Annotated in this window: 28 protein-coding genes; 18 read left to right on the forward strand and 10 right to left on the reverse strand. The window is 58.6% G+C overall.

Translation table 11 applies throughout. The features are described from left to right. Positions 1-396 precede the first annotated feature (396 nt). On the reverse strand, positions 397-1,617 hold the full coding sequence (locus JUI81_RS29785) for a CaiB/BaiF CoA-transferase family protein (protein WP_028940048.1): 1,221 nt from the start codon (positions 1,615-1,617) through the stop codon (positions 397-399). A 13-nt stretch (positions 1,618-1,630) separates the two neighbouring features. Then, the gene (locus tag JUI81_RS29790) at positions 1,631-2,812 is read right to left on the reverse strand and encodes an acyl-CoA dehydrogenase (protein ID WP_019580269.1); all 1,182 of its coding nucleotides are present in this window, start codon (positions 2,810-2,812) and stop codon (positions 1,631-1,633) included. Between the two features lie 157 nt (positions 2,813-2,969). Here JUI81_RS29790 and JUI81_RS29795 point away from each other — a divergent pair, with 157 nt between their 5' ends. The 10 genes from JUI81_RS29795 to JUI81_RS29840 all read left to right on the forward strand — a co-directional run bounded on the left by JUI81_RS29795 (position 2,970) and on the right by JUI81_RS29840 (position 12,824). Next, positions 2,970-3,869: a LysR family transcriptional regulator gene (locus JUI81_RS29795; protein ID WP_018927227.1), complete on the forward strand. Its 900-nt coding sequence runs from the start codon at positions 2,970-2,972 to the stop codon at positions 3,867-3,869. A 434-nt stretch (positions 3,870-4,303) separates the two neighbouring features. Continuing rightward, positions 4,304-5,425, forward strand: coding sequence for a Re/Si-specific NAD(P)(+) transhydrogenase subunit alpha (locus JUI81_RS29800; protein WP_019580270.1), 1,122 nt, complete (start codon positions 4,304-4,306; stop codon positions 5,423-5,425). A 15-nt stretch (positions 5,426-5,440) separates the two neighbouring features. Next, the gene (locus tag JUI81_RS29805) at positions 5,441-5,764 is read left to right on the forward strand and encodes an NAD(P) transhydrogenase subunit alpha (protein WP_007940759.1); all 324 of its coding nucleotides are present in this window, start codon (positions 5,441-5,443) and stop codon (positions 5,762-5,764) included. Further along, the gene (locus JUI81_RS29810) at positions 5,764-7,212 is read left to right on the forward strand and encodes an NAD(P)(+) transhydrogenase (Re/Si-specific) subunit beta (RefSeq protein ID WP_019580271.1); all 1,449 of its coding nucleotides are present in this window, start codon (positions 5,764-5,766) and stop codon (positions 7,210-7,212) included. The genes JUI81_RS29805 and JUI81_RS29810 overlap by 1 nt, the downstream gene beginning before the upstream one ends. Positions 7,213-7,400: 188 nt before the next feature. After that, positions 7,401-8,894, forward strand: coding sequence for an acetyl-CoA hydrolase/transferase family protein (locus tag JUI81_RS29815; RefSeq protein WP_019580272.1), 1,494 nt, complete (start codon positions 7,401-7,403; stop codon positions 8,892-8,894). 325 nt (positions 8,895-9,219) lie between these two features. Continuing rightward, positions 9,220-9,435, forward strand: coding sequence for a DUF1127 domain-containing protein (locus JUI81_RS29820; protein WP_018927231.1), 216 nt, complete (start codon positions 9,220-9,222; stop codon positions 9,433-9,435). Positions 9,436-9,775: 340 nt separating this feature from the next. Then, positions 9,776-10,093: a DUF2388 domain-containing protein gene (locus JUI81_RS29825; protein ID WP_028940050.1), complete on the forward strand. Its 318-nt coding sequence runs from the start codon at positions 9,776-9,778 to the stop codon at positions 10,091-10,093. A gap of 107 nt (positions 10,094-10,200) precedes the next feature. After that, a complete protein-coding gene (locus tag JUI81_RS29830; protein WP_018927233.1) occupies positions 10,201-10,518 on the forward strand; it encodes a DUF2388 domain-containing protein in 318 nt (105 codons plus the stop codon). Between the two features lie 27 nt (positions 10,519-10,545). Next, a complete protein-coding gene (locus JUI81_RS29835) occupies positions 10,546-10,866 on the forward strand; it encodes a DUF2388 domain-containing protein (protein WP_018927234.1) in 321 nt (106 codons plus the stop codon). Beyond that, positions 10,863-12,824, forward strand: a complete 1,962-nt coding sequence (locus JUI81_RS29840; protein ID WP_096481528.1) for a DUF4105 domain-containing protein — start codon at positions 10,863-10,865, stop codon at positions 12,822-12,824. The genes JUI81_RS29835 and JUI81_RS29840 overlap by 4 nt, the downstream gene beginning before the upstream one ends. A gap of 87 nt (positions 12,825-12,911) precedes the next feature. On the opposite strand, the gene trpA is transcribed toward JUI81_RS29840, so the two are convergent. Beyond that, complete coding sequence (gene trpA, locus JUI81_RS29845; RefSeq protein ID WP_019580275.1) at positions 12,912-13,724, reverse strand: tryptophan synthase subunit alpha; 813 nt, start codon at positions 13,722-13,724, stop codon at positions 12,912-12,914. After that, positions 13,724-14,959 carry a tryptophan synthase subunit beta gene (trpB, locus tag JUI81_RS29850; RefSeq protein WP_007940749.1) on the reverse strand — a complete coding sequence of 412 codons (1,236 nt, stop codon included), beginning with the start codon at positions 14,957-14,959 and terminating at the stop codon, positions 13,724-13,726. The genes trpA and trpB overlap by 1 nt, the downstream gene beginning before the upstream one ends. Positions 14,960-15,071: 112 nt before the next feature. Here trpB and JUI81_RS29855 point away from each other — a divergent pair, with 112 nt between their 5' ends. Further along, on the forward strand, positions 15,072-15,965 hold the full coding sequence (locus JUI81_RS29855) for a LysR family transcriptional regulator (RefSeq protein WP_026331796.1): 894 nt from the start codon (positions 15,072-15,074) through the stop codon (positions 15,963-15,965). On the opposite strand, the gene JUI81_RS29860 is transcribed toward JUI81_RS29855, so the two are convergent. Beyond that, positions 15,962-16,288 (reverse strand): YqjD family protein, encoded by a 327-nt coding sequence (locus tag JUI81_RS29860; protein WP_019651183.1) that lies wholly within the window; start codon positions 16,286-16,288, stop codon positions 15,962-15,964. The genes JUI81_RS29855 and JUI81_RS29860 overlap by 4 nt on opposite strands. 156 nt (positions 16,289-16,444) lie before the next feature. Here JUI81_RS29860 and JUI81_RS29865 point away from each other — a divergent pair, with 156 nt between their 5' ends. Then, positions 16,445-16,660 carry a dodecin gene (locus tag JUI81_RS29865; protein ID WP_018927240.1) on the forward strand — a complete coding sequence of 72 codons (216 nt, stop codon included), beginning with the start codon at positions 16,445-16,447 and terminating at the stop codon, positions 16,658-16,660. A 130-nt stretch (positions 16,661-16,790) separates the two neighbouring features. Further along, entirely contained in the window at positions 16,791-17,015 is a 225-nt protein-coding gene (locus JUI81_RS29870; protein ID WP_018927241.1) for a DUF1161 domain-containing protein, read from the forward strand. A 62-nt stretch (positions 17,016-17,077) separates the two neighbouring features. On the opposite strand, the gene JUI81_RS29875 is transcribed toward JUI81_RS29870, so the two are convergent. Further along, entirely contained in the window at positions 17,078-18,079 is a 1,002-nt protein-coding gene (locus JUI81_RS29875; protein ID WP_064615703.1) for an LLM class flavin-dependent oxidoreductase, read from the reverse strand. 237 nt (positions 18,080-18,316) lie between these two features. On the opposite strand from JUI81_RS29875, the gene JUI81_RS29880 reads away from it, so the two are divergent. Beyond that, positions 18,317-18,748, forward strand: coding sequence for an OsmC family protein (locus JUI81_RS29880; RefSeq protein WP_019580279.1), 432 nt, complete (start codon positions 18,317-18,319; stop codon positions 18,746-18,748). A 177-nt stretch (positions 18,749-18,925) separates the two neighbouring features. Continuing rightward, positions 18,926-19,159, forward strand: coding sequence for a DUF1161 domain-containing protein (locus JUI81_RS29885; RefSeq protein ID WP_019580280.1), 234 nt, complete (start codon positions 18,926-18,928; stop codon positions 19,157-19,159). Between the two features lie 6 nt (positions 19,160-19,165). Here the strand turns inward: JUI81_RS29885 and JUI81_RS29890 are convergent, their stop codons facing one another. Both JUI81_RS29890 and JUI81_RS29895 read right to left on the reverse strand, forming a co-directional pair. Beyond that, the gene (locus JUI81_RS29890) at positions 19,166-19,585 is read right to left on the reverse strand and encodes a hypothetical protein (protein WP_018927244.1); all 420 of its coding nucleotides are present in this window, start codon (positions 19,583-19,585) and stop codon (positions 19,166-19,168) included. A 40-nt stretch (positions 19,586-19,625) separates the two neighbouring features. Then, positions 19,626-20,042: a hypothetical protein gene (locus tag JUI81_RS29895; RefSeq protein ID WP_019580281.1), complete on the reverse strand. Its 417-nt coding sequence runs from the start codon at positions 20,040-20,042 to the stop codon at positions 19,626-19,628. A 59-nt stretch (positions 20,043-20,101) separates the two neighbouring features. Here JUI81_RS29895 and JUI81_RS29900 point away from each other — a divergent pair, with 59 nt between their 5' ends. Next, on the forward strand, positions 20,102-21,193 hold the full coding sequence (locus JUI81_RS29900; RefSeq protein WP_026331797.1) for an aminopeptidase: 1,092 nt from the start codon (positions 20,102-20,104) through the stop codon (positions 21,191-21,193). Between the two features lie 54 nt (positions 21,194-21,247). Here JUI81_RS29900 and JUI81_RS29905 read toward each other — a convergent pair whose 3' ends face one another. Together JUI81_RS29905 and JUI81_RS29910 are read right to left on the reverse strand one after the other, a co-directional pair. Further along, positions 21,248-21,898 carry an HAD family hydrolase gene (locus JUI81_RS29905; RefSeq protein WP_019580283.1) on the reverse strand — a complete coding sequence of 217 codons (651 nt, stop codon included), beginning with the start codon at positions 21,896-21,898 and terminating at the stop codon, positions 21,248-21,250. A gap of 45 nt (positions 21,899-21,943) precedes the next feature. Next, the gene (locus JUI81_RS29910; protein WP_007940736.1) at positions 21,944-22,489 is read right to left on the reverse strand and encodes a gamma carbonic anhydrase family protein; all 546 of its coding nucleotides are present in this window, start codon (positions 22,487-22,489) and stop codon (positions 21,944-21,946) included. Between the two features lie 62 nt (positions 22,490-22,551). Here JUI81_RS29910 and prlC point away from each other — a divergent pair, with 62 nt between their 5' ends. Next, complete coding sequence (prlC, locus tag JUI81_RS29915; RefSeq protein WP_204125568.1) at positions 22,552-24,642, forward strand: oligopeptidase A; 2,091 nt, start codon at positions 22,552-22,554, stop codon at positions 24,640-24,642. Continuing rightward, positions 24,639-24,926: a YheV family putative zinc ribbon protein gene (locus JUI81_RS29920; protein WP_018927249.1), complete on the forward strand. Its 288-nt coding sequence runs from the start codon at positions 24,639-24,641 to the stop codon at positions 24,924-24,926. Before prlC ends, JUI81_RS29920 begins: the two co-directional genes overlap by 4 nt. Positions 24,927-24,969: the final 43 nt, after the last annotated feature.

Genomic DNA, 24,969 nt, shown 5'->3' on the forward strand with positions numbered 1-24,969 from the left:
GTAAGAAACATCAGCAACTTCAACCACTTGCGCTTCCGATCTCTCGTTAGCGGGAGGCGAATTCTACAGCGTTAGTCGCTGCTGTCAACACCTCTTTTTCTCCGCTTTCGACCGAGAAGATCGAACCGTCAATAAGGCGACAACTCTCTGCCTTACCAACTCCTTCTGGCTTCGATGAACTGAAGCGTAACCGCTGTCGAAAACTGCGTAACTCGTTGTTTACCAAGGAGTTTTCCGTTTCGACTGCGCCGGAAGTGGGGCGAATTATAGACGTCCAGAATCTGCCGTCAACCTCTAATTTGGCTTTTCTATCAATAGCTTGCAAAAAGCCGGAAAACCGCCCGCTTTTCTTCTATAAAGGAGAGCAAAACCACTCCCTCTATATATAAGAGGACTTCAGAGCACCCCCGCCTCTTTGAAAGCAGCGACTGCACCGGCATCCAGACCCAATACCCGCTGCAAAACCTCCAGCGTGTGCTCACCCAATAAAGGAGGTGCGCTACGGTACTCCACTGGCGTCTCGGACAGGCGTATCGGGCTCGCAACTTGAGGTACGATCCCGGCCAAAGCATGAGGCAGCTCAATAGCCAACCCACGAGCCTGAACCTGAGGGTCCGCAAACACCTGGGCCAAATCATTGATCGGTCCACACGGCACGCCTGCCTGCTCCAACTGCGCCACCCATTCAGCAGTGGTCTTGAACACGGTTGCCTGGCGGATCAGCGGGATCAGCACCGCCCGATTTGCCACCCTTAACTTATTGGTCGCAAAACGCGGATCATCCGCCCACTGCGGCTGCCCGGCCACCTCCGCAAATTTGCGGAACTGCCCATCATTACCCACGGTGAGGATGAAGTCGCCATCGGCTGTAGGGAAATCCTGATAAGGCACGATATTCGGATGGGCGTTACCCAGGCGCTTAGGCGCAATGCCCGTAGTCAGGTAGTTCATCGCCTGGTTCGCCAGACACGCCACCTGAACGTCCAGCAATGCCATATCAATGTGCTGACCGCCACCACCATGATCCCGATGAGCCAGCGCAGCCAGGATCGCTACCGTTGAATACAGCCCAGTCAGAATGTCTGTCAGCGCCACGCCGACTTTCACCGGGCCCGCACCTTCATCTCCTTCGGGGCGACCGGTCAAACTCATCAGACCGCCCAAGCCCTGGATCATGAAGTCATAACCCGCACGCTTGGCATACGGGCCGGTCTGACCGAACCCGGTGATCGAGCAATAGATCAGCTTCGGATTGGCCACCTTTAGCGACTCGTAGTCCAGCCCATACGCCGCAAGACCACCGACCTTGAAGTTCTCGATGAGGATATCCGACTTCGCCGCCAACTCACGCACCAGCCGCTGACCCTCTGGCCGCGTGAAGTCGATGGTCACCGATTGCTTGTTGCGGTTGGCGGACAAGTAATAGGCCGCCTCGCTAGTGTTCTCGCCATACGCGTCTTTAAGGAACGGAGGCCCCCAGGCACGCGTGTCATCGCCATTGCCCGGGCGCTCGACCTTGATGACGTCAGCGCCAAGGTCCGCAAGGATCTGCCCGGCCCAAGGCCCGGCGAGCACCCGCGACAAATCCAGTACCCGTAGATGCGAAAGCGCGCCCATAGCCGTTCTCCTATTAATAGAACGCCTGGAGGCCGGTCTGCGCGCGACCGAGGATCAGCGCATGGACGTCATGCGTACCTTCATAGGTATTCACCACTTCCAGATTGACCAGGTGGCGGGCCACACCGAACTCATCGGAGATACCGTTGCCACCCAGCATGTCGCGCGCCATGCGGGCGATGTCGAGGGACTTGCCGCAGGAGTTGCGCTTCATCATCGAAGTGATCTCGACCGCGGCAGTGCCTTCATCTTTCATACGTCCCAGACGCAGGCAGCCTTGCAGCGCCAGAGTGATTTCGGTCTGCATGTCGGCCAGCTTCTTCTGGATCAATTGAGTGGCCGCCAATGGACGACCAAACTGCTGACGATCCAGGGTGTACTGGCGAGCGGTGTGCCAGCAGAACTCGGCAGCGCCCAGTGCGCCCCAGGAAATGCCGTAACGCGCCGAGTTAAGGCAGGTAAAAGGGCCTTTCAAACCACGGACATCCGGGAAGATGTTCTCTTCAGGAACAAACACGTTGTCCATGACGATTTCGCCGGTGATGGATGCACGCAAGCCGACCTTGCCGTGAATCGCCGGAGCGCTCAGACCTTTCCAGCCCTTCTCGAGCACAAAGCCACGAATGTCGCCCGCATCGTCCTTGGCCCAAACCACGAATACATCAGCGATCGGACTGTTGGTGATCCACATCTTGCTGCCGGTCAGGCTGTAGCCACCGTCCACTTTGCGTGCACGAGTAATCATCGCGCCCGGGTCGGAGCCGTGGTTGGGCTCGGTCAGACCGAAGCAACCAATCCATTCACCCGTGGCCAGCTTCGGCAGGTATTTCTGCTTCTGTGCTTCGGTGCCGAATTCATTGATCGGAACCATGACCAGCGAAGACTGCACACTCATCATCGAGCGATAGCCGGAGTCGACACGCTCGACCTCACGGGCAATCAGGCCGTAGCTGACATAGTTCAGGCCGCTGCCACCGTATTGCTCAGGGATGGTCGCACCCAGCAGACCCACCTCACCCATCTCACGGAAGATCGCCGGGTCAGTCTTCTCATGACGGAAAGCTTCGAGAACACGCGGTGCGAGCTTCTGCTGAGCAAACTGCTCGGCCGTGTCGCGAATCATGCGTTCTTCTTCAGTGAGCTGTTGATCCAGCAACAGGGGATCGATCCAGTTGAAGCTAGCTTTACCGCCCATGAGTGAGTCCTCTCGAATCAGGTCAAATAACGTGGATTGATCCTAGGCCGGGTTCGGCGTCCCGGCAAACGAGGTTTTCGCATACTGTTGTGCTAATTTCTCACTTCGAAACGTTGCAAAATCGCCTTTATGCAATGCATTAGTGAGGTTGACGTACATGCGCAGGAAGATCCCCAGCACAACAGCCCTGATCAGCTTTGAAGCGGCAGCGCGCCACGAGAGCTTTACCAAGGCGGCCCAGGAGCTTTCTCTCACTCAGGGAGCGATTTGCCGACAGATCGCCAGCCTCGAGGAGTTCCTCAATGTCGAGCTTTTCCGGCGTTCACGGCGCGGAGTGAAGCTGACAGAAGCCGGGCTTTCCTACAGCCGCAGGGTGGCCACCCAACTCGACGCGGTTGAACGGGACACCTTGTCAGTGATGGGCCAACAAGGAGCCAACTCGATCGAACTGGCGGTGGTTCCGACCTTCGGCACTCAATGGCTGCTGCCACGACTCAAGGATTTCCAGCACAAACACCCGGAGGTGACAGTCAACCTCACCAACCGTACGCGCCCCTTCCTGTTTGCCGACACCGACTTCGATGCCGCCATTTATTTCGGCGACGCCGACTGGCCAGGTACCGAATCCCACAGGTTAATGGGCGAGAACCCGATGCCGGTGTGCAGCCCCACGCTGCTGGGCCAAAAAACCAACCTGAGCCCCGGTGAAATCGCCGAGCTGCCCTTGCTGCAACAGACCACTCGCCCTTATGCCTGGCGCCAATGGTTCAACTCCCAGAACCTGAATATCCCGCGAGACATGACAGGACCGCGTTACGAGCTATTCTCCATGCTCGCCCAAGCAGCGATGCATGACATGGGGATCGCGCTGATTCCGCCATTCCTGATTCAACGCGAATTGGCGGAGAAGCGTCTGGTCATTGCCAATACCCAAGCACTATCGAGCATCAAGGCCTACTACCTGATGATTCCTGATCGAAAGGTCGAATCAGCCTCTTTGAAGGCTTTTCGCGATTGGCTGGTAAATCAGGCACACAGCTACAACCTAGAAGGATAAAGGCTCACACCCATTAGTTGACCGCGTAGTCAGCAAAACAAAAGCACTACAGATATAAGTATTTGTCGCATATTGACAGACTGTACCGACAAACAGCACAAACGTCCCACAAGCGTTTGAGTACGTGGCTTTGAGCCTCTATTGGCAGGCAATGACAACCTATTCACCGTGCGGATGTGTAAATTCTTGAATTTTGGCAAAAATCCTTAGAAGCCACGGCCTGCAAGGGATTTAACGGAAAGGTGCGACATTCGGTCACGGGGTGACTTGTAGTTAATTTTCCGTCACCCGTCATAATCCCTTGAAGGGCACAAAGTTCGCCTGCAAAATGCCGCGCCCCGCCCTGATTTGGCGGGATCGTGCTGATCGGCCGCCCCAGCCGCACCATCCGAAGTGCCTGGGTTTACTCAATAAGATCACGCAGGAGATTTGACGTGCACATTGGTGTTCCTCTCGAAACCCAAACGGGTGAAACACGGGTTGCTGCAACCCCGGAAACCATCAAGAAGCTGATCGGCCAGGGTCATAAGGTCACTGTACAAAGCGGCGCCGGCATTAACGCCAGCGTTGTCGACAGTGCTTATGAAGCGGCAGGCGCAACCATTGGCAGCGCCACCGATGCGTTTGGTGCCGAGCTGATTCTCAAGGTGGTCGCCCCCAGCGACAGCGAACTGACGCTGATCAAGAGCGGCACCGTCGTGGTGGGCATGCTCAACCCGTTCAGCAATGAAACCATCGCCAAACTGGCCGAATGCGGCATTACCGCGTTTGCGCTGGAAGCTGCGCCACGCACCTCCCGCGCCCAGAGCCTGGACGTGCTGTCCTCCCAAGCTAACATCGCCGGTTACAAATCCGTATTGCTGGCCGCTCACTACTACCCTCGCTTCATGCCGATGCTGATGACCGCTGCGGGCACCGTGAAAGCGGCGCGCGTGCTGATTCTCGGTGCCGGCGTGGCCGGTCTGCAGGCGATCGCCACCGCGAAACGTCTGGGTGCCGTGATCGAAGCGTCCGATGTGCGTCCTGCGGTGAAGGAGCAAATCGAATCCCTGGGTGCGAAATTCGTCGACGTGCCGTACGAAACTGATGAAGAGCGCGAATGCGCCGTCGGTGTCGGCGGTTACGCGCGTCCCATGCCGGCCAGCTGGATGCAGCGTCAGGCCCTGGCCGTACACGAACGCGCCAAGCAGGCTGATATCGTCATCACCACGGCACTGATCCCGGGCCGCAAGGCGCCGACACTGCTCAGCGCCGAAACTGTGGCGCAGATGAAGCCAGGCTCGGTGGTTATCGACCTCGCCGCAGCCCAGGGCGGCAACTGCCCGCTGACCGTGGCGGACCAGGTCGTGGTCTCGAATGGCGTGACCATTGTCGGCCCGACCAATCTGGCCGGTGCGGTGGCGGCAGACGCTTCGGCGCTGTACGCACGCAACCTGCTGGACTTCCTGAAGCTGGTCTTCAACAAGGAAGGCCAGTTCGAAGTGAACCTAGAAGACGACATCGTCGCCGCGTGCCTGATGTGCCGCGACGGCCAAGTCATCCGCAAAAACGCCTAAGCAGGGATTCAGACGATGGAAGAGCTTATCTCCCCCGGTATCTACAACCTGATCATCTTCGTGCTGGCGATTTATGTCGGTTATCACGTGGTCTGGAACGTTACACCTGCACTGCACACGCCATTGATGGCGGTGACCAACGCCATTTCGGCGATTGTGATTGTCGGCGCGATGCTGGCGGCCGCTTTGACCGTAACACCATTGGGCAAAACCATGGGCACCCTGGCGGTGGCTCTGGCGGCCGTGAACGTGTTCGGTGGTTTCCTGGTCACCCGTCGCATGCTTGAGATGTTCAAGAAAAAAGCCCCGAAAGCCGTACAAGAAGAGGCGCCCAAGTAATGAGCATGAATCTGGTAACGACGCTGTACCTGATCGCGTCGATCTGCTTCATCCAGGCCCTCAAAGGCCTGTCGCACCCGACCACGTCGCGGCGCGGCAACGTGTACGGCATGCTCGGCATGGCCTTGGCGATCCTCACCACCATCGGTCTCATCTATAAGCTGGCAGCGCTCTCCATTGAGCAAGGCGGTGCTACCGCCGGCATCGGCTACGTCATCGTCGGTCTGCTGGCCGGCGGTACCGCCGGTTCGATCATGGCCAAGCGCGTTGAAATGACCAAAATGCCGGAGCTGGTCGCCTTCATGCACAGCATGATCGGTCTGGCAGCGGTGTTCATCGCCATTGCAGCCGTCGTCGAGCCGCAATCGTTGGGCATCGTTAAACATCTGGGCGATTCGATTCCGGCGGGTAACCGTCTGGAGCTGTTCCTCGGCGCGGCCATCGGTGCAATCACCTTCTCCGGTTCGGTGATCGCGTTTGGCAAGCTGTCGGGCAAGTACAAGTTCCGCCTGTTCCAGGGCGCACCAGTACAGTTCAGCGGTCAGCACAAACTGAACCTGCTGTTGGGTCTGGCGACGCTGGCACTGGGTGTCACGTTCATGCTGACCGGAAACTTCAGCGCCTTTGCCCTGATGCTGGCCCTGGCCTTCGTGATGGGTGTGCTGATCATCATCCCGATCGGCGGCGCCGACATGCCCGTCGTGGTGTCGATGCTCAACAGCTACTCCGGTTGGGCAGCAGCGGGTATCGGCTTCTCGCTGAACAACTCGATGCTGATCATTGCCGGCTCGCTGGTGGGCTCAAGCGGTGCGATCCTCTCGTACATCATGTGCAAGGCGATGAACCGTTCGTTCTTCAACGTACTGCTCGGCGGCTTCGGCAACACCGCGGATGCTGGCCCGGCGGGCTCCAAAGAAGCCCGTCCGGTGAAATCCGGTTCGGCTGATGACGCCACCTTCTTGCTGACCAACGCCGACACCGTGATCATCGTTCCAGGCTATGGCCTGGCGGTAGCACGGGCGCAGCACGCCTTGAAAGAGCTGACCGAGAAACTGAGCCACCGCGGCGTAACCGTGAAGTATGCGATTCACCCGGTTGCCGGCCGGATGCCTGGCCACATGAACGTATTGCTGGCCGAGGCCGAAGTGCCTTACGACCAGGTGTTCGAGATGGAAGACATCAACTCCGAGTTCGGCCAGGCCGACGTGGTGCTGGTGCTCGGCGCCAACGACGTGGTGAACCCGGCAGCCAAGAACGACCCGAAATCGCCGATTGCCGGCATGCCGATTCTCGAAGCGTTCAAGGCCAAGACCATCATCGTCAACAAGCGCTCGATGGCCAGCGGCTATGCCGGTCTGGACAACGAGTTGTTCTATCTGGACAAGACCATGATGGTTTTCGGCGACGCCAAGAAAGTCATCGAAGACATGGTTAAAGCCGTCGAGTAAACCCCTTCGGCAACCTGAACGCCCCGACTCGTCGGGGCGTTTTTGTTTGCGTCTGTTACCGATCCTGTAAAGGTGTTTTGCCTGAAAGCACCGGAATAGACGCCCCGAATGCGACCTTGGTAGCGGGACGGGCACCGCTCGAATTCACTAGACTGCGTACCTTGCTTCCGTTGCCCGAGATAACAATCATGTACCGTGACCGTATTCGCTTGCCTTCATTGTTGGACAAGGTAATGAGCGCCGCCGACGCTGCCGCTCTGATTCAGGACGGCATGACCGTCGGCATGAGCGGCTTTACCCGAGCCGGCGAAGCCAAGGCCGTGCCTCATGCACTGGCCGAGCGCGCCAAGGTCACGCCGCTGAAAATAAGCTTGATGACCGGCGCCAGCCTGGGCAACGACCTCGACAAACAGCTGACTGAAGCCGGTGTACTGTCGCGACGCATGCCGTTCCAGGTGGACAGCACTCTGCGCAAGGCGATCAATGCCGGCGAAGTCATGTTCATCGACCAGCACCTGTCGGAAACCGTAGAGCAGCTGCGTAACCAGCAACTCAAGCTGCCGGACATCGCGGTGATCGAAGCCGTGGCGATCACCGAGCAGGGCCATATAGTGCCGACCACTTCGGTAGGCAACTCGGCCAGCTTCGCGATTTTCGCCAAACACGTGATCGTCGAGATCAATCTGGCGCACAACCCGAATCTCGAAGGCTTGCACGACATCTATATCCCTACCTACCGGCCTACCCGCACGCCTATTCCACTGGTGAAGGTCGATGACCGTATCGGCAGCACTGCCATCCCGATACCGCCGGAAAAAATCGTCGCGATCGTGATCACTAATCAATCCGACTCGCCCTCTACTGTGCTGCCGCCGGATGTGGACACCCAGGCCATCGCCGACCACCTGATCGACTTCTTCAAGCAAGAAGTGGCTGCCGGTCGCATGACCAACAAACTCGGCCCGCTGCAAGCCGGTATCGGCAGTATCGCCAACGCGGTGATGTGCGGCTTGATCGACTCGCCATTCGAAGACCTGACCATGTACTCCGAAGTGCTGCAGGATTCGACTTTCGATTTGATCGACGCCGGCAAGTTGAGCTTCGCTTCGGGCAGTTCGATCACCCTGTCGAGCCGGCGCAATGCCGATGTATTCGGGAATCTGGAGCACTATAAGGACAAGCTGGTGCTGCGCCCCCAGGAAATCTCCAATCACCCCGAAGTGGTGCGGCGCCTGGGCATCATCGGCATCAACACTGCGCTGGAGTTCGACCTGTACGGCAACGTCAACTCCACTCACGTCTGCGGCACGCGGATGATGAATGGCATCGGCGGCTCGGGCGACTTCGCGCGCAATGCGCACCTGGCGATTTTTGTCACCAAGTCGATCGCCAAGGGCGGGGCGATTTCCAGCGTGGTTCCCATGGTCAGCCACGTCGATCACACAGAACATGACGTCGATATTCTCGTGACCGAGATCGGCCTGGCCGACCTCCGAGGCCTGGCGCCGCGTGAGCGTGCCCGCGTCATTATCGATAACTGTGTTCACCCGGACTATCGCCCGGCCCTGAATGACTACTTCACTGCTGCTTGCGCAGTCGGCGGGCATACCCCGCATATCCTGCGTGACGCACTGAGCTGGCACATGAACCTGGAAGAAACCGGGCGCATGCTGGCGGTGTAATTGATACAGATAGCAGCTGACGCAAACACAGTTTCGTCAGCTCGCTGTTGCAGCATTCTTTTCAATCAAAAACTGTACTGCTGTACCGGTCTTTTCCTACCGTAATTGCCTACCTTTTCCAGCCTAACCCCTATAAATGCACCACAATGGTGCCGATAGGTACAGTTGCCTCAATTTAGACCAGTACACCACCGTTTAACAGTTAACTGGTCTCTCACAATACAGGTGAACTGTATCTACAGAGACTGGCCAAACGAGAGGATCATTGGCATCAGTCAAAGTTAAACCACTACCTAATCCCGCCATAAGCGGAAGGATGTCAACCATGGAACGTACACTCAGTTCCGAGCTGTTCTTCGAAGACACTGCTGCAAAAACCCAGGCTTCCCTGCCTTTGCGCGTTATCGCCAACCTGATGCTGTGGCAGCGCCGCATCTCCAGCCGCCATCAACTGGCTCGCCTGGATTCGCGTCTGCTGGCTGACGCCGGGATTAGCGAAGCACAACGCTACGAAGAGCTGAGCAAGCCGTTCTGGCGCTAAGTTAGCGTCGCTGGCTCTGACCCACCGGGTCCACCGCCAGCAACCCGAATTGAACAAACAGAACCCGTCGTGGGAAACCACGACGGGTTTTGTCGTTTCAGGGCTTCATATTGGGGGCGTACAGAAGAGAAAATCACCGACATTTACAGTTTTTAAATATATAAAAACAACCAGTACAGTTTATTCTAAGTGTGTCTGCGCTCGCCTGCATGAACAAGCGGGACTGTTCTAACCGATGCATGCAGGCCTAATATCTGTATAAAACGTGGCGAACGCTTTAAGACGACAGGCGTCTGATCCTGTGCCACCTCTCTATCGGTCTATCCAAAGGAGCTACCTCATGTCCCCCCTTCGCCTGCTCAGCGCTGCAGCCCTGCTTGCCATGACTGCCAATGCCCACGCCTCCAGTTTTATCGTGACCACCGACTCCATCGTTAATGGCCTGAAGGCTTCCTCCGACGCGACTTCGGATGTCTCGTCCTCCTTTCGCGACAACAAAATCGTCCGTGCTGCCCGTGACGATGCCGCCAGCTTCGTTGCCAGTGAAGGTGCCATCCGTGGCGTGAAACTGGAAAGCGCGCTCAACCATATCCGCCAACAGGCTCCACAACTGAATGCGACCGACGCACAGCTGGCCCAGGCCATCCTGACGATCTAGGCAACTGCGCTGAACCGGGACACGCCCGTCGTGTCCCAATGTTTCGGCGCTGGCTCTAGCCCGGGCATTGCGCTAGCCTTGGGGCTCGCTTTCAGCTATCGAGCCTCATGCGTTTTCTTTCAAGTCTGTTGATCACTCCGGTTTTTCTCGCGGCCTGCTGGTCGGGTTCGGCCCATGCCTTCGACGCTTTCAACCTGTCTACACAAGGCACCGTAGCCAGTGGTTACGCCACCAGCATGGTGACCTCCGCGCCCTTCGACCATAAAATGCTGATCGCCGCCCGGGATGACGCTGCAGCGTTCATCGCCAGTGACGGCCAACTGCGAGGAGCACAACTGGAATCGGCCTTGATCTACCTGCGCCGGACCCAGCCAAAACTTCATGCCAGCGACCTTGAACTGGCGCAGGCAATTCTCGTCCAATAGTTATCCTTGTTTCTCCGGAGTCACTCCATGCGTAGCCCGCTGATTGCTGCCACCCTTGGCCTGCTGTTGTTGGCCGACGTGGCCCAGGCCCACACCCTGGTAGCCACCAGTAACATGATCATTCGTGCCTCCCAGCGCACGCTTGATTTCACTTCCGATACCACCACGTCCATCCGTGATTCGAAGATCGTCCGTGAAGCCCACGACGATGCGGCCAGTTTCGTCGCCAGCGAGGGTGAAATCCGTGGTGCACACCTGGAAGCGGCCTTCGACACCTTGCGCACCCGCGTACCGGAAGCCCGCGACGCCAGTGATCAGGTTCTCGCCGAAGCCATCCTCGCACTGTGAAATCACTAAGCGCCTGGCTGCTGGCCGGGGTTGTGTTGCTGCTTGGCAACACGGCCCAGGCCGGCCTGCAATTACGGCTCAAGACCGAAGGCCTGAGCCCCGCGCAACAGCAGGCCAGTCAGGGGCTGCTCGATGAAGCCATGCAGGCGTTACCGCCACGCTTCATCGAGCAGCTGGACCGGCACATCGATGTCGGCTGGACCGACAACATGCCGAGCAATGCCTATGGCCAGGCATCGCTGGTGTCCGAGCTCGACCTGAATCGCAACCTGCTCGCCAGCCTCACCGACGGCAGCGCCGCGACCAAAAAAACCTATCGTCCCCACGGCACCGTGCGCCAGGAACTGCTCGCCACGGTGTTGCACGAACTCACCCACATCTACGACCGCGCACGCCTGTGGCCGGACGCCGAGCGCACACTGATCCAGCGCTGCACACAACGTAACAGCAGCTCCGGACTGATCGGCATCCCGGATCAGTGCCGCGGACAGACCGACCGACGCTGGACCCTCAGCGACGACCCTCGCCTGCTCGATCTGGCCGGCTGGCCGCAATACGTCGGTCGGCGCGGTGAGCGCGAACAGCACAACCGGCAGATTGCCCGCAGCCCGGACATCTACGAGACGAGCAGCCCGAAGGAGTTCGTCGCGGTCAACATGGAGTACTTCCTCCTCGACCCAAGCTATGCCTGCCGTCGCCCTGCGCTGTATCGCTACTACAAAGAACACTTCGGCTGGGCGCCCGCCGCCAAAGACACCTGCGCCCGATCATTCGCCTTCCTCAATGCGGGTAACGATTTCGCCAAACAGCCCTTGGGCCAGGTCGATCCGGAACGGGTGTATGCCGTCGACTATCTGCTGGCAGAAGCCAACCAGAACTGGGTCAGCCGCTGGGGTCACAGCATGCTGCGACTGGTGATCTGCGCGCCCGGTCGGCCTCGCGGGCCGGATTGCCGCCTCGATCTGGATCAACATCTGGTGCTGTCCTACCGCGCCTTCGTCGGCGACGTACAGTTGTCGAGTTGGGATGGGCTGGTGGGCAAATACCCATCGCGCCTGTTTGTGTTGCCGCTGGCCCAGGTGATCGACGAATACACCAAGACCGAACTGCGCAGCCTGGCCTCGGTACCGCTGAACCTGTCGCGCAGCGAGATCGAAGATGTGGTGGAACACGCCGCCGAGATGCACTGGAGTTACGACGGCAATTACTTCTTCCTGTCCAACAACTGCGCCGTGGAAAGCCTGAAACTGCTGCGCAGCGGCAGCAATAACGCCCAGTTGACAGGGCTCGACAGCATCATGCCCAACGGCTTGCTGGAAGTACTCAAGAGCCGCGGACTGGCGGATACCAGCGTGCTCGACGACCCTCGCGAAGCGTTACGCCTGGGCTATCGCTTCGACTCCTTCCGCGAGCGTTATCAAGCGATGTTCGAGGTGCTGAAAAAGCATTTGCCGATCAAGCAGGAAAAGGTCGAAGACTGGCTGGCATTGAAAGCTGATGAGCGCCGCAAATGGATTGACCAGGCGGACCTGCGCACCAGCGCGGCATTGCTGTTACTGGAGCAGGCGAGCTTCCGCCAACAATTAGTGTTGGCTCAGGACGAAGTCAAACAGCGCTACCTGGGCGCTCGGGAATTGAATAACGGCGGTATGGATAAAGCCAACGCGACCTTGCAGCAGATTCTCGCCAATAGCGGCTTCCTCAGCCGTCCGGCCGAACTGCTCGGCACTGGTGGCTATGGCTTGCCGCAGCCGAACGAGTGGACACGCCTGGAGTCGGAAAGCAATCTGCGTCAGAAGCAGCTTCAAGTGCTGACCGGGGACCTCGACAAGGAAGTGCGAGCGCTGCTCGAGCCAAGCCGCGCTGCTGAAATGGCCGCCAACGAAGAGAACCTGAAACAGGTTGGCGAACATTTGAGGAAGTTGCACAAGGCTGCGGGTGGGTTGGAGTTGCCCTGAAAGCAAAAAGGGCTTCAGAACGTAGTCCTGAAGCCCTCGGTCTTGCTGTATGTGCTGTGCCGCGAGGCACTAATTCCTCTCTTACTTTCAGCTGACCCGCGCTTTACGCACGCCATCGGACAAGGCCGCGCACAGGCTGAGTACGCCCTCCACAGCCTGATCCGGGGTCGAGGCGTTGGCGATGTGATCGATCAGCGCCGATCCCACCACCACACCATCGGCCAGACGCGCGATGGCCGCTGCCTGTTCCGGTGTGCGAATACCGAAGCCGATACTGATCGGCAGATCGGTATGGCGACGCAGACGGGTGACGGCCTCTTCGACATGTTCCAGAGTCGCCGCACCCGCACCGGTCACACCCGCTACCGACACGTAGTAAACAAATCCGGAACTGCCATTCAGAACGGTCGGCAGACGCCCATCGTCAGTCGTCGGAGTGGTCAGACGGATGAAGTCCAGGCCCGCCGCCTGTGCCGGGTCGCACAATTCAGCGTTATGTTCTGGCGGCATGTCGACCACGATCAGGCCATCGACACCGGCTTCTTTGGCTTCAGCGATGAAACGCGGCACGCCGTACATGTGAATCGGGTTGAAGTAACCCATCAACACCAGCGGAGTCTCGCTGTTGCCTTCGCGGAACTCGCGAACCATTTGCAGGGTTTTCGCCAGGTTCTGTTTGGCGCCCAGAGCACGGATGTTGGCCAGCTGGATCGCCGGGCCGTCGGCCATCGGATCGGTGAAGGGCATGCCCAACTCGATCACATCAGCACCAGCACCGGGCAAACCTTTGAGGATCGCCAGGGACGTGTCATAGCTCGGATCGCCGGCGGTCACGAAGGTCACCAGGGCGGCGCGGTTCTGTTCCTTGAGTTCGGCAAAACGCGTTTGCAGGCGGCTCATCAGTGTTTCTCCTGCTTGGACTGCACTTGTTGAGAGTTTTCCATGTGGTGCATCACGGTTTGCATGTCTTTGTCGCCACGGCCGGACAGGTTGACCACCATCAGGTGATCTTTCGGCAGGGTCGGTGCGCGCTTGAACACTTCGGCCAGGGCATGGGCGCTTTCCAGTGCAGGAATAATCCCTTCCAGGCGGCAGCACTTATGGAATGCGTCGAGGGCTTCGTCATCGGTCACCGAGGTGTACTGGACGCGGCCGATGTCATGCAACCAGGCGTGTTCAGGGCCGATGCCTGGATAGTCGAGACCGGCTGAAATCGAGTGCGCGTCAATGATCTGGCCATCATCGTCCTGCAACAGGAACGTACGGTTACCGTGCAGCACGCCTGGTACGCCGCCGTTCAGGCTGGCCGCGTGCTTGCCGGTTTCGATGCCGTAGCCGGCCGCTTCGACGCCGATGATCTCGACGCTCTTGTCATCGAGGAACGGGTGGAACAGGCCCATGGCATTGGAACCGCCGCCGATGCACGCCACCAGGCTGTCTGGCAGACGACCTTCCTGGGCTTGCAACTGCTCGCGGGTTTCCTTGCCGATGACGGCCTGGAAGTCGCGAACCATGGCCGGGTACGGGTGCGGACCGGCCACGGTGCCTATCAGGTAGAAAGTGCTGTCGACGTTGGTCACCCAGTCACGCAGGGCTTCGTTCATTGCGTCTTTGAGGGTGCCGGTGCCCGCGACTACCGGGATCACTTCGGCGCCCAGCAGCTTCATGCGAAACACGTTGGCTTGCTGACGTTCGATGTCAGTGGTACCCATGTAGATCACGCAATCGAGGCCGAAACGCGCGGCCACGGTGGCGGTCGCCACGCCGTGCATGCCGGCGCCGGTCTCGGCGATGATGCGTTTCTTGCCCATGCGCCGCGCCAGCAGGATCTGGCCGATGCAGTTGTTGATCTTGTGCGCGCCGGTGTGGTTCAGCTCTTCGCGCTTGAGGTAAATTTTCGCGCCACCGCAAAACTCTGTCAGGCGCTCGGCGAAATACAGTGGGCTTGGGCGTCCGACGTAATCACGCTGGAAGTAGGCCAATTCTTCTTTGAATGCCGGATCTTCCTTGGCCGCTTCGTATTCACGGGCCAGATCGAGGATCAACGGCATCAGGGTTTCGGCGACGTAGCGGCCACCGAACGCGCCAAACAGGCCGTTGGCGTCGGGGCCGTTGCGCAGATTAGTCTGGGTCATGGGTCGCTCCAGTTGTATTCGAGAGGTGACGATGGGGTTCACTCTACCCCTGACATCCCATGCTGAAAACCGATAAGATCGCCACAACCTGTCAGGAAAACTCACAGATCAAATGAGCCATGACCTCCCCCCGCTGAACGCGCTTCGCGCCTTCGAAGCCACTGCCCGCCTGAACAGCGTCAGTCAGGCTGCCGAACAGCTGCACGTCACCCATGGCGCAGTCAGCCGGCAACTCAAGGTACTGGAGGAACACCTCGGCGTGAGCCTGTTCATCAAGGATGGACGCGGCCTTAAACTCACAGATGCCGGCGTTCGTTTGCGCGATGCCAGCGCCGAAGCCTTCGAGCGTTTGCGCAGCGTTTGCGCCGAGCTGACCCAAAGCACCGCCGATGCGCCGTTCGTGCTCGGCTGCTCGGGCAGTCTTTTGGCGCGCTGGTTCATTCCGCGTTTGGGGCGCCTGAATGCGGACCTGCCGGATCTGCGCTTGCACCTGTCGGCTGGCGAAGGCGATCTCGATCCACGACGACCCGGTCTGGATGCCCTGCTGGTGTTTGCCGAGCCGCCATGGCCGGCAGATATGCAGGTCTACGAGTTAGTGAGCGAACGAATCGGCCCGGTCATGAGCCCGCGATTTGCCGGCTACGAAAGGCTACGAAACGCACCAGCAAGCACACTGTTGAGCGAACCCTTGCTGCACACCACCTCACGTCCGCAAGCCTGGCCGATCTGGGCACAGCAAAGCGGCCTCGACGACAAGGCGCTGAAGTACGGTCAGGGCTTCGAGCATTTGTATTATTTGCTGGAAGCGGCAGTGGCCGGGCTGGGCGTGGCCATCGCGCCCGAGCCGCTGGTGGCCGAAGACGTGAAGGCCGGTCGCCTGGTTGCGCCATGGGGCTTCCGTGAAACCCCGGCGCAACTGGCGTTGTGGCTCCCCAAGCGCGCCGCGGACGGGCGCGCTCGGCAGTTGGCGCAGTGGCTTAAAAACGAACTGCGCCAGACACCTTAATGACCACGCTTGAACAATAAGTAGGCCGCGAGCAATCCCAGCGCACCAACGGCAACACCGGCTGTAGTCCAAGGGTGTTCCTGGGCGTAGTCACGTGTCGCGATTCCGGTTTCACGGGTTTTGACCTTGACCTCTTCATAGGCATCGGCAAGCAGATGGCGCGAGTGTTTCAGCGCGTTCTCAGCGTTGCTTTTCAACGTCTTGAGAGTTTTACGCGACTCGTCCGAGGCGTCGTCCTTCAAGCTTTCCAACGATTTCAACAGACTCTCGATCTCGGCTTCCATGCTTTGCAATGAGGCGTTGCGTAACGACGTGTTGGCCATGATGGCTCTCCTGCATTGTTGATGAGTGACGTGTGTTGGTTGGGACTTCAGGGGTTCGAGAAAGTGCAGTAAATCTGAACGTCACTACGGATTGGTCGACAGAAGAAATCAGAAAAATCACTGCTAGGCTGTATTTCACACCTCAAGGAGAACGCCATGTCTGACCATCACACCTACAAGAAAGTCGAACTGGTTGGCTCGTCCACCAGCAGCATTGAAGACGCCATCAACAACGCCCTGGCCGAAGCCAACAAAAGCCTCAAGTACATGGAATGGTTTGAAGTGACCGAAACCCGCGGGCATATCAAGGACGGCAAAGCTGCACACTTCCAGGTGACACTCAAAGTCGGGTTCCGGATTGCCAGCAGCTGAGTTTGAGCCAGCCGTCTGAACTTGCGCGCCGACTGAATGCCATAGGAAACAGCAAAGCGCTACAGGGTGAGCGCATCCAGTCGGTAGCTGGATGCCCTCCCTCTATTGATCCGACCAAGGAGTGCAACCCATGAAGAAGTTTATTCTGGCGGTAGGTTTGTTGAGCCTTGCGGGAACAGCCTTTGCCCAGGTCAAGTCGTGTGAAGAGCTGAAAGCCGAAATCGCTGCAAAACTGGACGCCAAGGGTGTTTCCAATTACACGCTGGAGATCGTCGACAAAGGCACTGCTGCCGGTGGAAAAGTCGTCGGGAAATGTGAGAAGGGCTCCAAGGTAATCGTCTACAAACAGGGCTGACTTCCCTCAATAACGAAAAGCCGACGCCACGGCGTCGGCTTTTTGTGGATGTCGTTTAAGTGTCAGCCCTTCATGACCTGCGCCAACAGTTCATAGGAGTGCACGCGATCGGCATGTTCATACAGATCACAGGTGAAAATCAGTTCATCCGCCTGGGTCTGTTCGATCAGCACCTCAAGCTTGGCGCGGATTTTCTGCGGGCTGCCGACCATCGCCAGCCCCAGGAAATCACCGACCGCTTCTTTCTCATGGGGCAGCCACAGGCCGTCCATGGTCTTCACGGGTGGGCGTTGCACCAGGCTCTGGCCACGCATCAACGCAAGAATCCGCTGGTACACCGAAGTGGCCAGGTAATCGGCCTGCTCGTCGGTGTCTGCCGCCACCAGCGGCACACCGAGCATCACGTAAGGCTTATCCAACACCGCTGATGGCTTGAAGTGATTGCGGTAGACGCGAATCGCTTCATGCATGAAGCGCGGTGCGAAATGTGAAGCGAAGGCGTAGGGCAATCCGCGCTCACCGGCCAGCTGCGCACTGAACAGGCTCGAACCCAACAACCAGACCGGGACATTGGTGCCGGTACCCGGCATGGCAATGATCCGCTGATCCGGCGTGCGTGGGCCGAGGTAGCGCATCAACTCGGCCACGTCTTCCGGGAAATCGTCGGCGCTGCCGGAACGCTCGCGACGCAAAGCGCGGGCGGTCATTTGATCGGAGCCGGGCGCGCGCCCCAGGCCCAGGTCGATCCGGCCTGGATACAGGCTTTCAAGGGTGCCGAACTGCTCGGCGATCACCAGTGGCGCATGGTTGGGCAGCATCACGCCCCCCGAACCGACGCGTATGGTCGAAGTGCCGCCGGCCAGATAGCCCAGCAGCACCGAGGTCGCCGAACTGGCGATCCCGTCCATATTGTGGTGTTCGGCGACCCAGAAGCGGTTGTAGCCGAATTTTTCGACGTGCTGCGCCAGGTCCAGGGAATTGCGCAGAGACTGGGCCGCACTGCCGTTCTCGCGCACGGGCACCAGATCGAGGGTCGAAAACTTGATCTCAGACAGTCGTTTCATAAACCTGCTTCTCCAATGGGTAAGCAGGTTTTTCACCAACGAAAACCTGCCGAGGCTATAAGCGTGTTCTCTGCAATGAGGGCATATACCCGAGTTTCAATAGAAGAGACAAAATTCCTGTGCAATTAGAGGACTGATCAGATGAGGTGAACTTTGCCCGACGGTCTATCCTCAGAACCCTGGTAACCGAAAACCACGAAGGCGTGACAGTTCGCGCCGGATCTTGAGGAGGCAGACATGGCTATCACAAAGAAAGCATCGGCTCATTGGGAAGGTGATCTGAAGACCGGCATCGGCACGATTTCCACGGAAACCGGTGTACTCAGAGAAGCGCCCTACGGCTTCAAGGCCCGTTTCGAAGGCGGTAAAGGCACCAATCCGGAGGAGTTGATCGGCGCGGCCCACGCTGGCTGTTTCTCCATGGCGTTTTCAATGATTCTCGGTGAGGCCGGCCTCAAGGCCGACAGCATCGACACCAACGCCGAAGTTACCCTGGACCAGGTGGACGGTGGCTTTGCAATCACCGCGGTGAAACTGATCCTCAAGGCGAAAATCCCCGGGGCGACCCAGGCGCAATTCGAAGAACTGAGCAACAAGGCCAAAGAGGGCTGCCCGGTGTCCAAGGTGCTGAATGCGAAAATCAGCCTGGATGCGACGCTGGTCAGCTAAACCGATAAAAGATCGCAGCCGTCGGCAGCGCCTGGATTATTGATTGATCGGTAGGCGCTGTCGAAAACTGCGATCTTTTTTGCGTTGAAACAAAACCTGGCTGGCGTAATTGTGGTCGAATAAATGACAGCAGCTTTAGCGCATCACCGTGCGCGCTGCCTCAAGGGAGCTTCAACCATGAAACGTTTTGCCTTGGCGGTTATCTGTTGCACGCTGGCCACATCGGCTCTCGCGGCACCGAAATCCTGTGAAGAACTCAAGGCCGAGATCGAAGCCAAGATCCAGGCCAATAACGTTTCGTCCTACACCCTGGAAATCGTCACCAACGACGAAGTGCACGATCAGAATATGGTGGTCGGCACGTGCGAAAGCGGCACGAAGAAAGTCATCTACCAAAAAAATGACAGTTGATTCACCTCACATGAGGCAGTAGCTCTCGCGATCTTCGGCGACAATCTCCCGCTTGGCGTTATACAGCCGGGCGCTGGGGGTGAACGCTATGGAGCGAGCTTCCAGCAGATAACGCTGGCCGGCCTCGAAATGGTCGTAATTGATGGTCAGGTAGCATATTCGCTCCAGAGGAGTGTTCAGCAAACCCGGCCCTCCGCCAAACACTTCAAAGTCAAAACGTACCCTGAGCTCATGACTACCCGGGGTGACCTGAAAGTAACGGCCATCGCTCAACCGCTGGTTGTCCAGACGATCGGCCATCAGCAGTTTCCCGCCGGGAACTGGCGTAGCGAAGTCGACCCAGGCCATCTGCGGATTGACCGCCGGCAACGGACTCGTGCAGCCGACAAAGGCACCTGCAGCGAGCAACAGCAACAACCTGCGCATGATGAATATCCCAAGGACTGGTCATTCAGCATAGCGCCGATCAGGTGCGTTGGCAGCCCGCTGGCTTACCCTGCCCAATCACTTTTCGCTGCTGATCATAAAGCTTTGCCCACGGCCGAAAGCCGATATTCCCCGCTTGCAGCTGATACCGCTGCCCGGCGTTGAAGTCCTTGAATTTCACATTCAACTGGCAGTCACGCCACAACGGCTCGGCATCGGGGCCAATGTTGGTCGGCTGGACCGCAAACAAGTAGCGAACCTTCAGCTCATGGCTGCCGGGCTGCACCTGGAAATAGCGCTTGTCGATGGAAGCCTTGTTATCGACTTCCAGCGCTTGCAGCGCGGTGTCCTCCTGCCGTGAATCCAGATCGATCCAGGCCTGCGAAGGATCAGGGGTGGGCAATCCGGCACAGCCGGCCAGCATCAGCAGGCCTCCCGTCAGCATCAATTTGCGCATAGCGGAGCTCCAATAGGCGGGATAGTCTTGCGGGCAGACTTTCCAGGAATTTTTTTATTTTGATCAGGCCGCGTCCAAGCCTTGGGTTACTTGATCGCGTTTTACGCATTTTGTTTCCGGGTGTTTTTCTTTTGTCGCTCAACGGCTGCGCGAGCGTCAGCTATTACGGCCAATTGGCCAGTGGTCAGCTGCACTTGCTGCGGGCCCGGGAACCGATTGCCAATGTGATTGCCGACCCCGACCGCGACCGGCAATTGCGTGCGCACCTGGCCCAGTCACAAAAGGCCCGAACATTCGCCAGCCAACACCTGCATCTGCCGGACAACCAGAGCTACCGTTTGTACGCCGACATCGGCCGGCCATATGTGGTCTGGAATGTCTTTGCCACGCCGGAGTTTTCGCTGAAGCCACAGAACCATTGCTTCCCCGTTGCCGGCTGCGTCGCTTATCGCGGTTTTTACAGTCAGAGCGCTGCCCGCGGTGAGGCCGCCTTGCAACGCCTGCAAGGTATGGACGTGTCGATCGGCGGCGTCGAGGCCTATTCGACGCTCGGTTGGTTCAACGATCCGATTATTAGCTCGATGATGGCGTGGGGCGACGAACGGTTGGCCACGCTGATTTTTCACGAACTCGCGCACCAACGTTTTTATGTAAAAGACGACACCGAGTTCAACGAGTCCTTCGCCACGTTCGTCGAACAGGAAGGCACTCGCCAATGGCGCGCATTCCGAGACATGCCGCCGGATAATGGAGCGTTGGTACGCCAACGCGACCAGTTCATCCAATTGATTCTGGACACCCGCACCCGGCTTGAACGGCTTTACGCCCTGCCGCTGCCGGCCGACCAAATGCGTGAGCGAAAAGCGGCCGAGTTCGAACAACTGCGCCGTGAGTACAGGACCCTGCGCGACAGCCAATGGGCTGGCAACAATCGCTACGATGCATGGATCAACGCCCCGATGAACAACGCCCGATTATTGCCGTTTGGTTTGTATGACCAGTGGGTGCCAGCGTTTACCGCACTGTTCAGGCAGGTCGATGGTGATTGGGTGAGGTTTTATGCGGCAGTGGAGAAGGTGGGCGCGTTGCCGGTTGGGGAGCGCAAGGCGGCGTTGAGGGCGTTGGCAGGATCAGCGAATTCCGGTGGCTGAACGGGCACCTTCGCAGGCGGTGCGGCGATCCGACTTGCCCGCGAAGGGATTTGATCAGCGCTGCAAAAACGCCTGATGCAACTCATCCAGCGTCTCGAAGTGATACGCCGGTACTTCGGCGCTCAATTCTTCCCGGCTGCCAAACCCATAACCCACCGCTGCCGCGTCCAGCCCATTGCTGCGGGCACCGATCAGGTCGTGCTTACGGTCGCCGATCATCAGCGTATTGGCCGGGTCGAGACCTTCTTCGGCCATCAAGTGTGCAATCAGCTCGACCTTGTTGGTCCGCGTGCCATCCAGCTCACTGCCATAAATCATCTTGAAATGCTTGGCGAAGTCGAAGTGCCGGGCAATTTCCCGGGCGAAAACCCATGGCTTGGAGGTCGCGATGTACAGCTGTCGCCCTTGCCCACCGAGGGTTTCCAGCAACGGTATAACCCCGTCGAACACACGGTTTTCATACAGGCCGGTGACCTTGAAGCGTTCACGATAGAAGTTCACTGCCTCCCAGGCCTTGGGTTCGTCGAAGTCATAGAACTGCATGAACGCCTGCAACAATGGCGGGCCAATGAAATGTTCGAGCCTGGTCAGGTCCGGTTCATCGATACCCAGTTTGCTCAGGGCGAACTGGATGGAGCGGGTGATGCCTTCGCGCGGGTCGGTCAGCGTGCCATCGAGGTCGAACAGTACGGTTTGGTAATGCATGGAAATTCCTGAGCAATAGCGAGACGCTTTCCGTTATCAAGAGGCTTAGAGCTGGTCGTAGCCTTCGGCCAGATGCAGGTCCTTGAGCTTCACGTAATTCGCTGCACTGTAGGTGAAAAAGGCTTTTTCCTTGTCCGTCAGCGGCCGGATCTGCTTCACCGGGCTCCCGACATAAAGAAAACCGCTTTCCAGGCGCTTACCCGGTGGCACCAGGCTACCGGCGCCGATGATCACATCGTCCTCGACCACCGCACCGTCCATGACGATGCTGCCCATGCCGATCAGAATCCGGTTGCCCACGGCGCAACCATGAAGCATGACTTTATGCGCGATGGTCACATCGTCGCCGATCAGTAACGGAAAGCCATCGGGGTTGAATGGCCCTGCATGGGTGATGTGCAACACGCAGCCGTCCTGCACGCTGGTGCGCGCACCGATCCGGATGCGATGCATGTCGCCGCGGATCACCGTCAGCGGCCAGACGGAACTGTCTTCGCCGATTTCGACGTCGCCGATCACCACTGCCGAGCCGTCGACAAAAGCGCCTTTGCCCAGCAGCGGCGTGTAGTTCTGATACTTGCGAAGGGTCACGATAGGGTTTCTCTCTGTTGCCGATAGCTGCGGTGAGCGTCGATTGTAATTAAGATGGGCGCATGTTTCTTCCCGCATGTTTTCCAGCCAAGGTGCCAACCGTGAGCGTGAACAACCCTCTTCTGCAGTCCTACGACCTGCCGCCGTTCTCGGCGATCCGTGCCGAACACGTGCAACCGGCCATTGAAAAGATCCTGGCTGACAACCGCGCCGCCATTGTCGAAATCCTCAAGACCCAGGCCAAACAACCGACCTGGGCCGGCCTGGTACTGGCGATGGACGAACTCAATGATCGTCTGGGCGCCGCCTGGAGCCCGGTCAGCCACCTCAATGCCGTGTGCAACAGCGCTGAGTTGCGCGAGGCTTACGAGTCCTGCCTGCCGGCCCTGAGCGCCTACGCCACCGAGCTGGGCCAGAACCGTGAACTGTTTCAGGCCTATGAAGCGCTGGCGAACAGTCCTGAGGCCGCCGGTTTCGACGTGGCGCAGAAAACCATCCTGGAGCACGCCCTGCGTGACTTCCGCCTGTCGGGTATCGACCTGCCTGAAGCCGAACAAAAGCGTTATGCCGACGTGCAGAGCAAACTGTCGGAGCTGGGCAGTCGCTTCTCCAACCAGTTGCTCGACGCCACTCAGGCCTGGACCAAGCACATCACTGACGAAGCCGCCCTCGCCGGCCTGACCGATTCGGCCAAGGCGCAGATGGCCGCCGCCGCGCAAGCCAAAGACCTCGACGGCTGGCTGATCACCCTGGAATTCCCGAGTTACTACGCGGTGATGACCTACGCCCAGGACCGCGCCCTGCGCGAAGAAGTCTACGCCGCCTACTGCACCCGTGCGTCGGACCAAGGCCCGAATGCCGGTCAGAACGATAACGGCCCGGTCATGGAAGAAATCCTCGACCTGCGTCAGGAACTGGCAAAACTATTGGGTTTCACCAGCTTCTCGGAGCTGAGTCTGGCGACCAAAATGGCCGAATCCAGCGATCAGGTTCTCAGCTTCCTGCGCGACCTGGCCAAGCGCAGCAAGCCGTTCGCCGTCCGGGATCTGGAGCAGCTCAAGGCCTACGCCGCCGAACAGGGTTGCCCGGACCTGCAAAGCTGGGACAGCGGTTTCTACGGTGAAAAACTTCGCGAGCAGCGCTACAGCGTTGCCCAGGAAACCCTTCGCGCGTACTTCCCAATCGACAAGGTTCTGAGTGGGCTGTTCGCCATCGTCCAGCGCCTGTACGGCATTGAGATCGCCGAGCTGAAAGGCTTCGATACCTGGCACCCGGACGTTCGCCTGTTCGAAATCAAGGAAAACGGCCAGCACGTCGGCCGCTTCTTCTTCGACCTCTATGCCCGCGCCAACAAGCGTGGCGGTGCCTGGATGGACGGCGCCCGCGATCACCGCCGCACAATCAATGGTGTGCTGCAAAGCCCGGTGGCGAACCTGGTGTGCAACTTCACCCCAGCCGACAGCGGTAAACCAGCCCTGCTGACCCACGACGAAGTGACCACCCTGTTCCATGAATTCGGTCACGGCCTGCATCACCTGCTGACCCGCGTCGAGCACGCTGGTGTGTCCGGCATCAACGGCGTGGCCTGGGATGCGGTCGAGCTGCCAAGCCAGTTCATGGAAAACTGGTGCTGGGAGCCGGAAGGTCTGGCACTGATTTCCGGTCACTACGAAACCGGCGAACCGTTGCCTCAGGATCTGCTGGAGAAAATGCTCGCGGCGAAGAACTTCCAGTCCGGCCTGATGATGGTCCGCCAACTGGAGTTCTCGCTGTTCGACTTCGAGCTGCACGCCACCCACGGCGACGGCCGCGGCGTGCTGCAAGTGCTCGAAGGCGTGCGTGATGAGGTTTCGGTCATGCGTCCACCGGCCTACAACCGTTTCCCCAACAGCTTCGCCCACATCTTCGCCGGTGGTTACGCAGCGGGTTACTACAGCTATAAATGGGCAGAAGTATTGTCGGCCGATGCCTTCTCGAAGTTCGAAGAAGACGGCGTGCTCAATGCCCAGACCGGTCGTGCCTTCCGCGAAGCGATCCTGGCACGAGGTGGTTCCCAGGAACCGATGGTGCTGTTCGTCGACTTCCGTGGCCGTGCGCCATCGATTGACGCACTCTTGCGCCACAGCGGCCTGACCGAGGACGCGGCAGCATGAGTGAGGGACCTGTGATTACCAAAAAACGCTTTATCGCCGGGGCGGTCTGCCCGGCCTGCAGCGAGCCCGACAAGTTGATGATGTGGAACGAAGATACCGTTCCACATCGCGAGTGTGTGGCCTGCGGTTATTCCGACACGCTGAATGAACAAGGCCTGTCGGTGCCCAAGGAATTGGGCACCCGGGTTAACACCTCGGCACTCAAGGTGCCGGACGCCAAGGTTCAGGCCGTGCAGTTTTTCCCGAACCCGAAGCTGAAGAAAAAGCCTGACGAGCAACACTGAGTATCGAAAAACACCTTCCACTGCGCAACGCAGTGGAAGGTGT

The organism is Pseudomonas sp. 008 (assembly GCF_016861935.1).
Taxonomy (GTDB): Bacteria; Pseudomonadota; Gammaproteobacteria; order Pseudomonadales; family Pseudomonadaceae; genus Aquipseudomonas.

Coding starts and splice junctions, on each gene's coding strand:
- JUI81_RS29825 (WP_028940050.1), top strand. CDS start 9,776: ATGTCCCCCCTTCGCCTGCTCAGCGCTGCAGCCCTGCTTGCCATGACT.
- JUI81_RS29880 (WP_019580279.1), top strand. CDS start 18,317: ATGGCTATCACAAAGAAAGCATCGGCTCATTGGGAAGGTGATCTGAAG.
- JUI81_RS29820 (WP_018927231.1), top strand. CDS start 9,220: ATGGAACGTACACTCAGTTCCGAGCTGTTCTTCGAAGACACTGCTGCA.
- JUI81_RS29835 (WP_018927234.1), top strand. CDS start 10,546: ATGCGTAGCCCGCTGATTGCTGCCACCCTTGGCCTGCTGTTGTTGGCC.
- JUI81_RS29905 (WP_019580283.1), bottom strand. CDS start 21,898: ATGCATTACCAAACCGTACTGTTCGACCTCGATGGCACGCTGACCGAC.
- JUI81_RS29785 (WP_028940048.1), bottom strand. CDS start 1,617: ATGGGCGCGCTTTCGCATCTACGGGTACTGGATTTGTCGCGGGTGCTC.
- trpA (WP_019580275.1), bottom strand. CDS start 13,724: ATGAGCCGCCTGCAAACGCGTTTTGCCGAACTCAAGGAACAGAACCGC.
- JUI81_RS29885 (WP_019580280.1), top strand. CDS start 18,926: ATGAAACGTTTTGCCTTGGCGGTTATCTGTTGCACGCTGGCCACATCG.
- JUI81_RS29810 (WP_019580271.1), top strand. CDS start 5,764: ATGAGCATGAATCTGGTAACGACGCTGTACCTGATCGCGTCGATCTGC.
- JUI81_RS29805 (WP_007940759.1), top strand. CDS start 5,441: ATGGAAGAGCTTATCTCCCCCGGTATCTACAACCTGATCATCTTCGTG.
- JUI81_RS29830 (WP_018927233.1), top strand. CDS start 10,201: ATGCGTTTTCTTTCAAGTCTGTTGATCACTCCGGTTTTTCTCGCGGCC.
- JUI81_RS29795 (WP_018927227.1), top strand. CDS start 2,970: ATGCGCAGGAAGATCCCCAGCACAACAGCCCTGATCAGCTTTGAAGCG.
- JUI81_RS29875 (WP_064615703.1), bottom strand. CDS start 18,079: ATGAAACGACTGTCTGAGATCAAGTTTTCGACCCTCGATCTGGTGCCC.
- trpB (WP_007940749.1), bottom strand. CDS start 14,959: ATGACCCAGACTAATCTGCGCAACGGCCCCGACGCCAACGGCCTGTTT.
- JUI81_RS29890 (WP_018927244.1), bottom strand. CDS start 19,585: ATGCGCAGGTTGTTGCTGTTGCTCGCTGCAGGTGCCTTTGTCGGCTGC.
- JUI81_RS29855 (WP_026331796.1), top strand. CDS start 15,072: ATGAGCCATGACCTCCCCCCGCTGAACGCGCTTCGCGCCTTCGAAGCC.
- JUI81_RS29895 (WP_019580281.1), bottom strand. CDS start 20,042: ATGCGCAAATTGATGCTGACGGGAGGCCTGCTGATGCTGGCCGGCTGT.
- JUI81_RS29920 (WP_018927249.1), top strand. CDS start 24,639: ATGAGTGAGGGACCTGTGATTACCAAAAAACGCTTTATCGCCGGGGCG.
- JUI81_RS29860 (WP_019651183.1), bottom strand. CDS start 16,288: ATGGCCAACACGTCGTTACGCAACGCCTCATTGCAAAGCATGGAAGCC.
- JUI81_RS29865 (WP_018927240.1), top strand. CDS start 16,445: ATGTCTGACCATCACACCTACAAGAAAGTCGAACTGGTTGGCTCGTCC.
- JUI81_RS29870 (WP_018927241.1), top strand. CDS start 16,791: ATGAAGAAGTTTATTCTGGCGGTAGGTTTGTTGAGCCTTGCGGGAACA.
- JUI81_RS29815 (WP_019580272.1), top strand. CDS start 7,401: ATGTACCGTGACCGTATTCGCTTGCCTTCATTGTTGGACAAGGTAATG.
- JUI81_RS29790 (WP_019580269.1), bottom strand. CDS start 2,812: ATGGGCGGTAAAGCTAGCTTCAACTGGATCGATCCCCTGTTGCTGGAT.
- prlC (WP_204125568.1), top strand. CDS start 22,552: ATGTTTCTTCCCGCATGTTTTCCAGCCAAGGTGCCAACCGTGAGCGTG.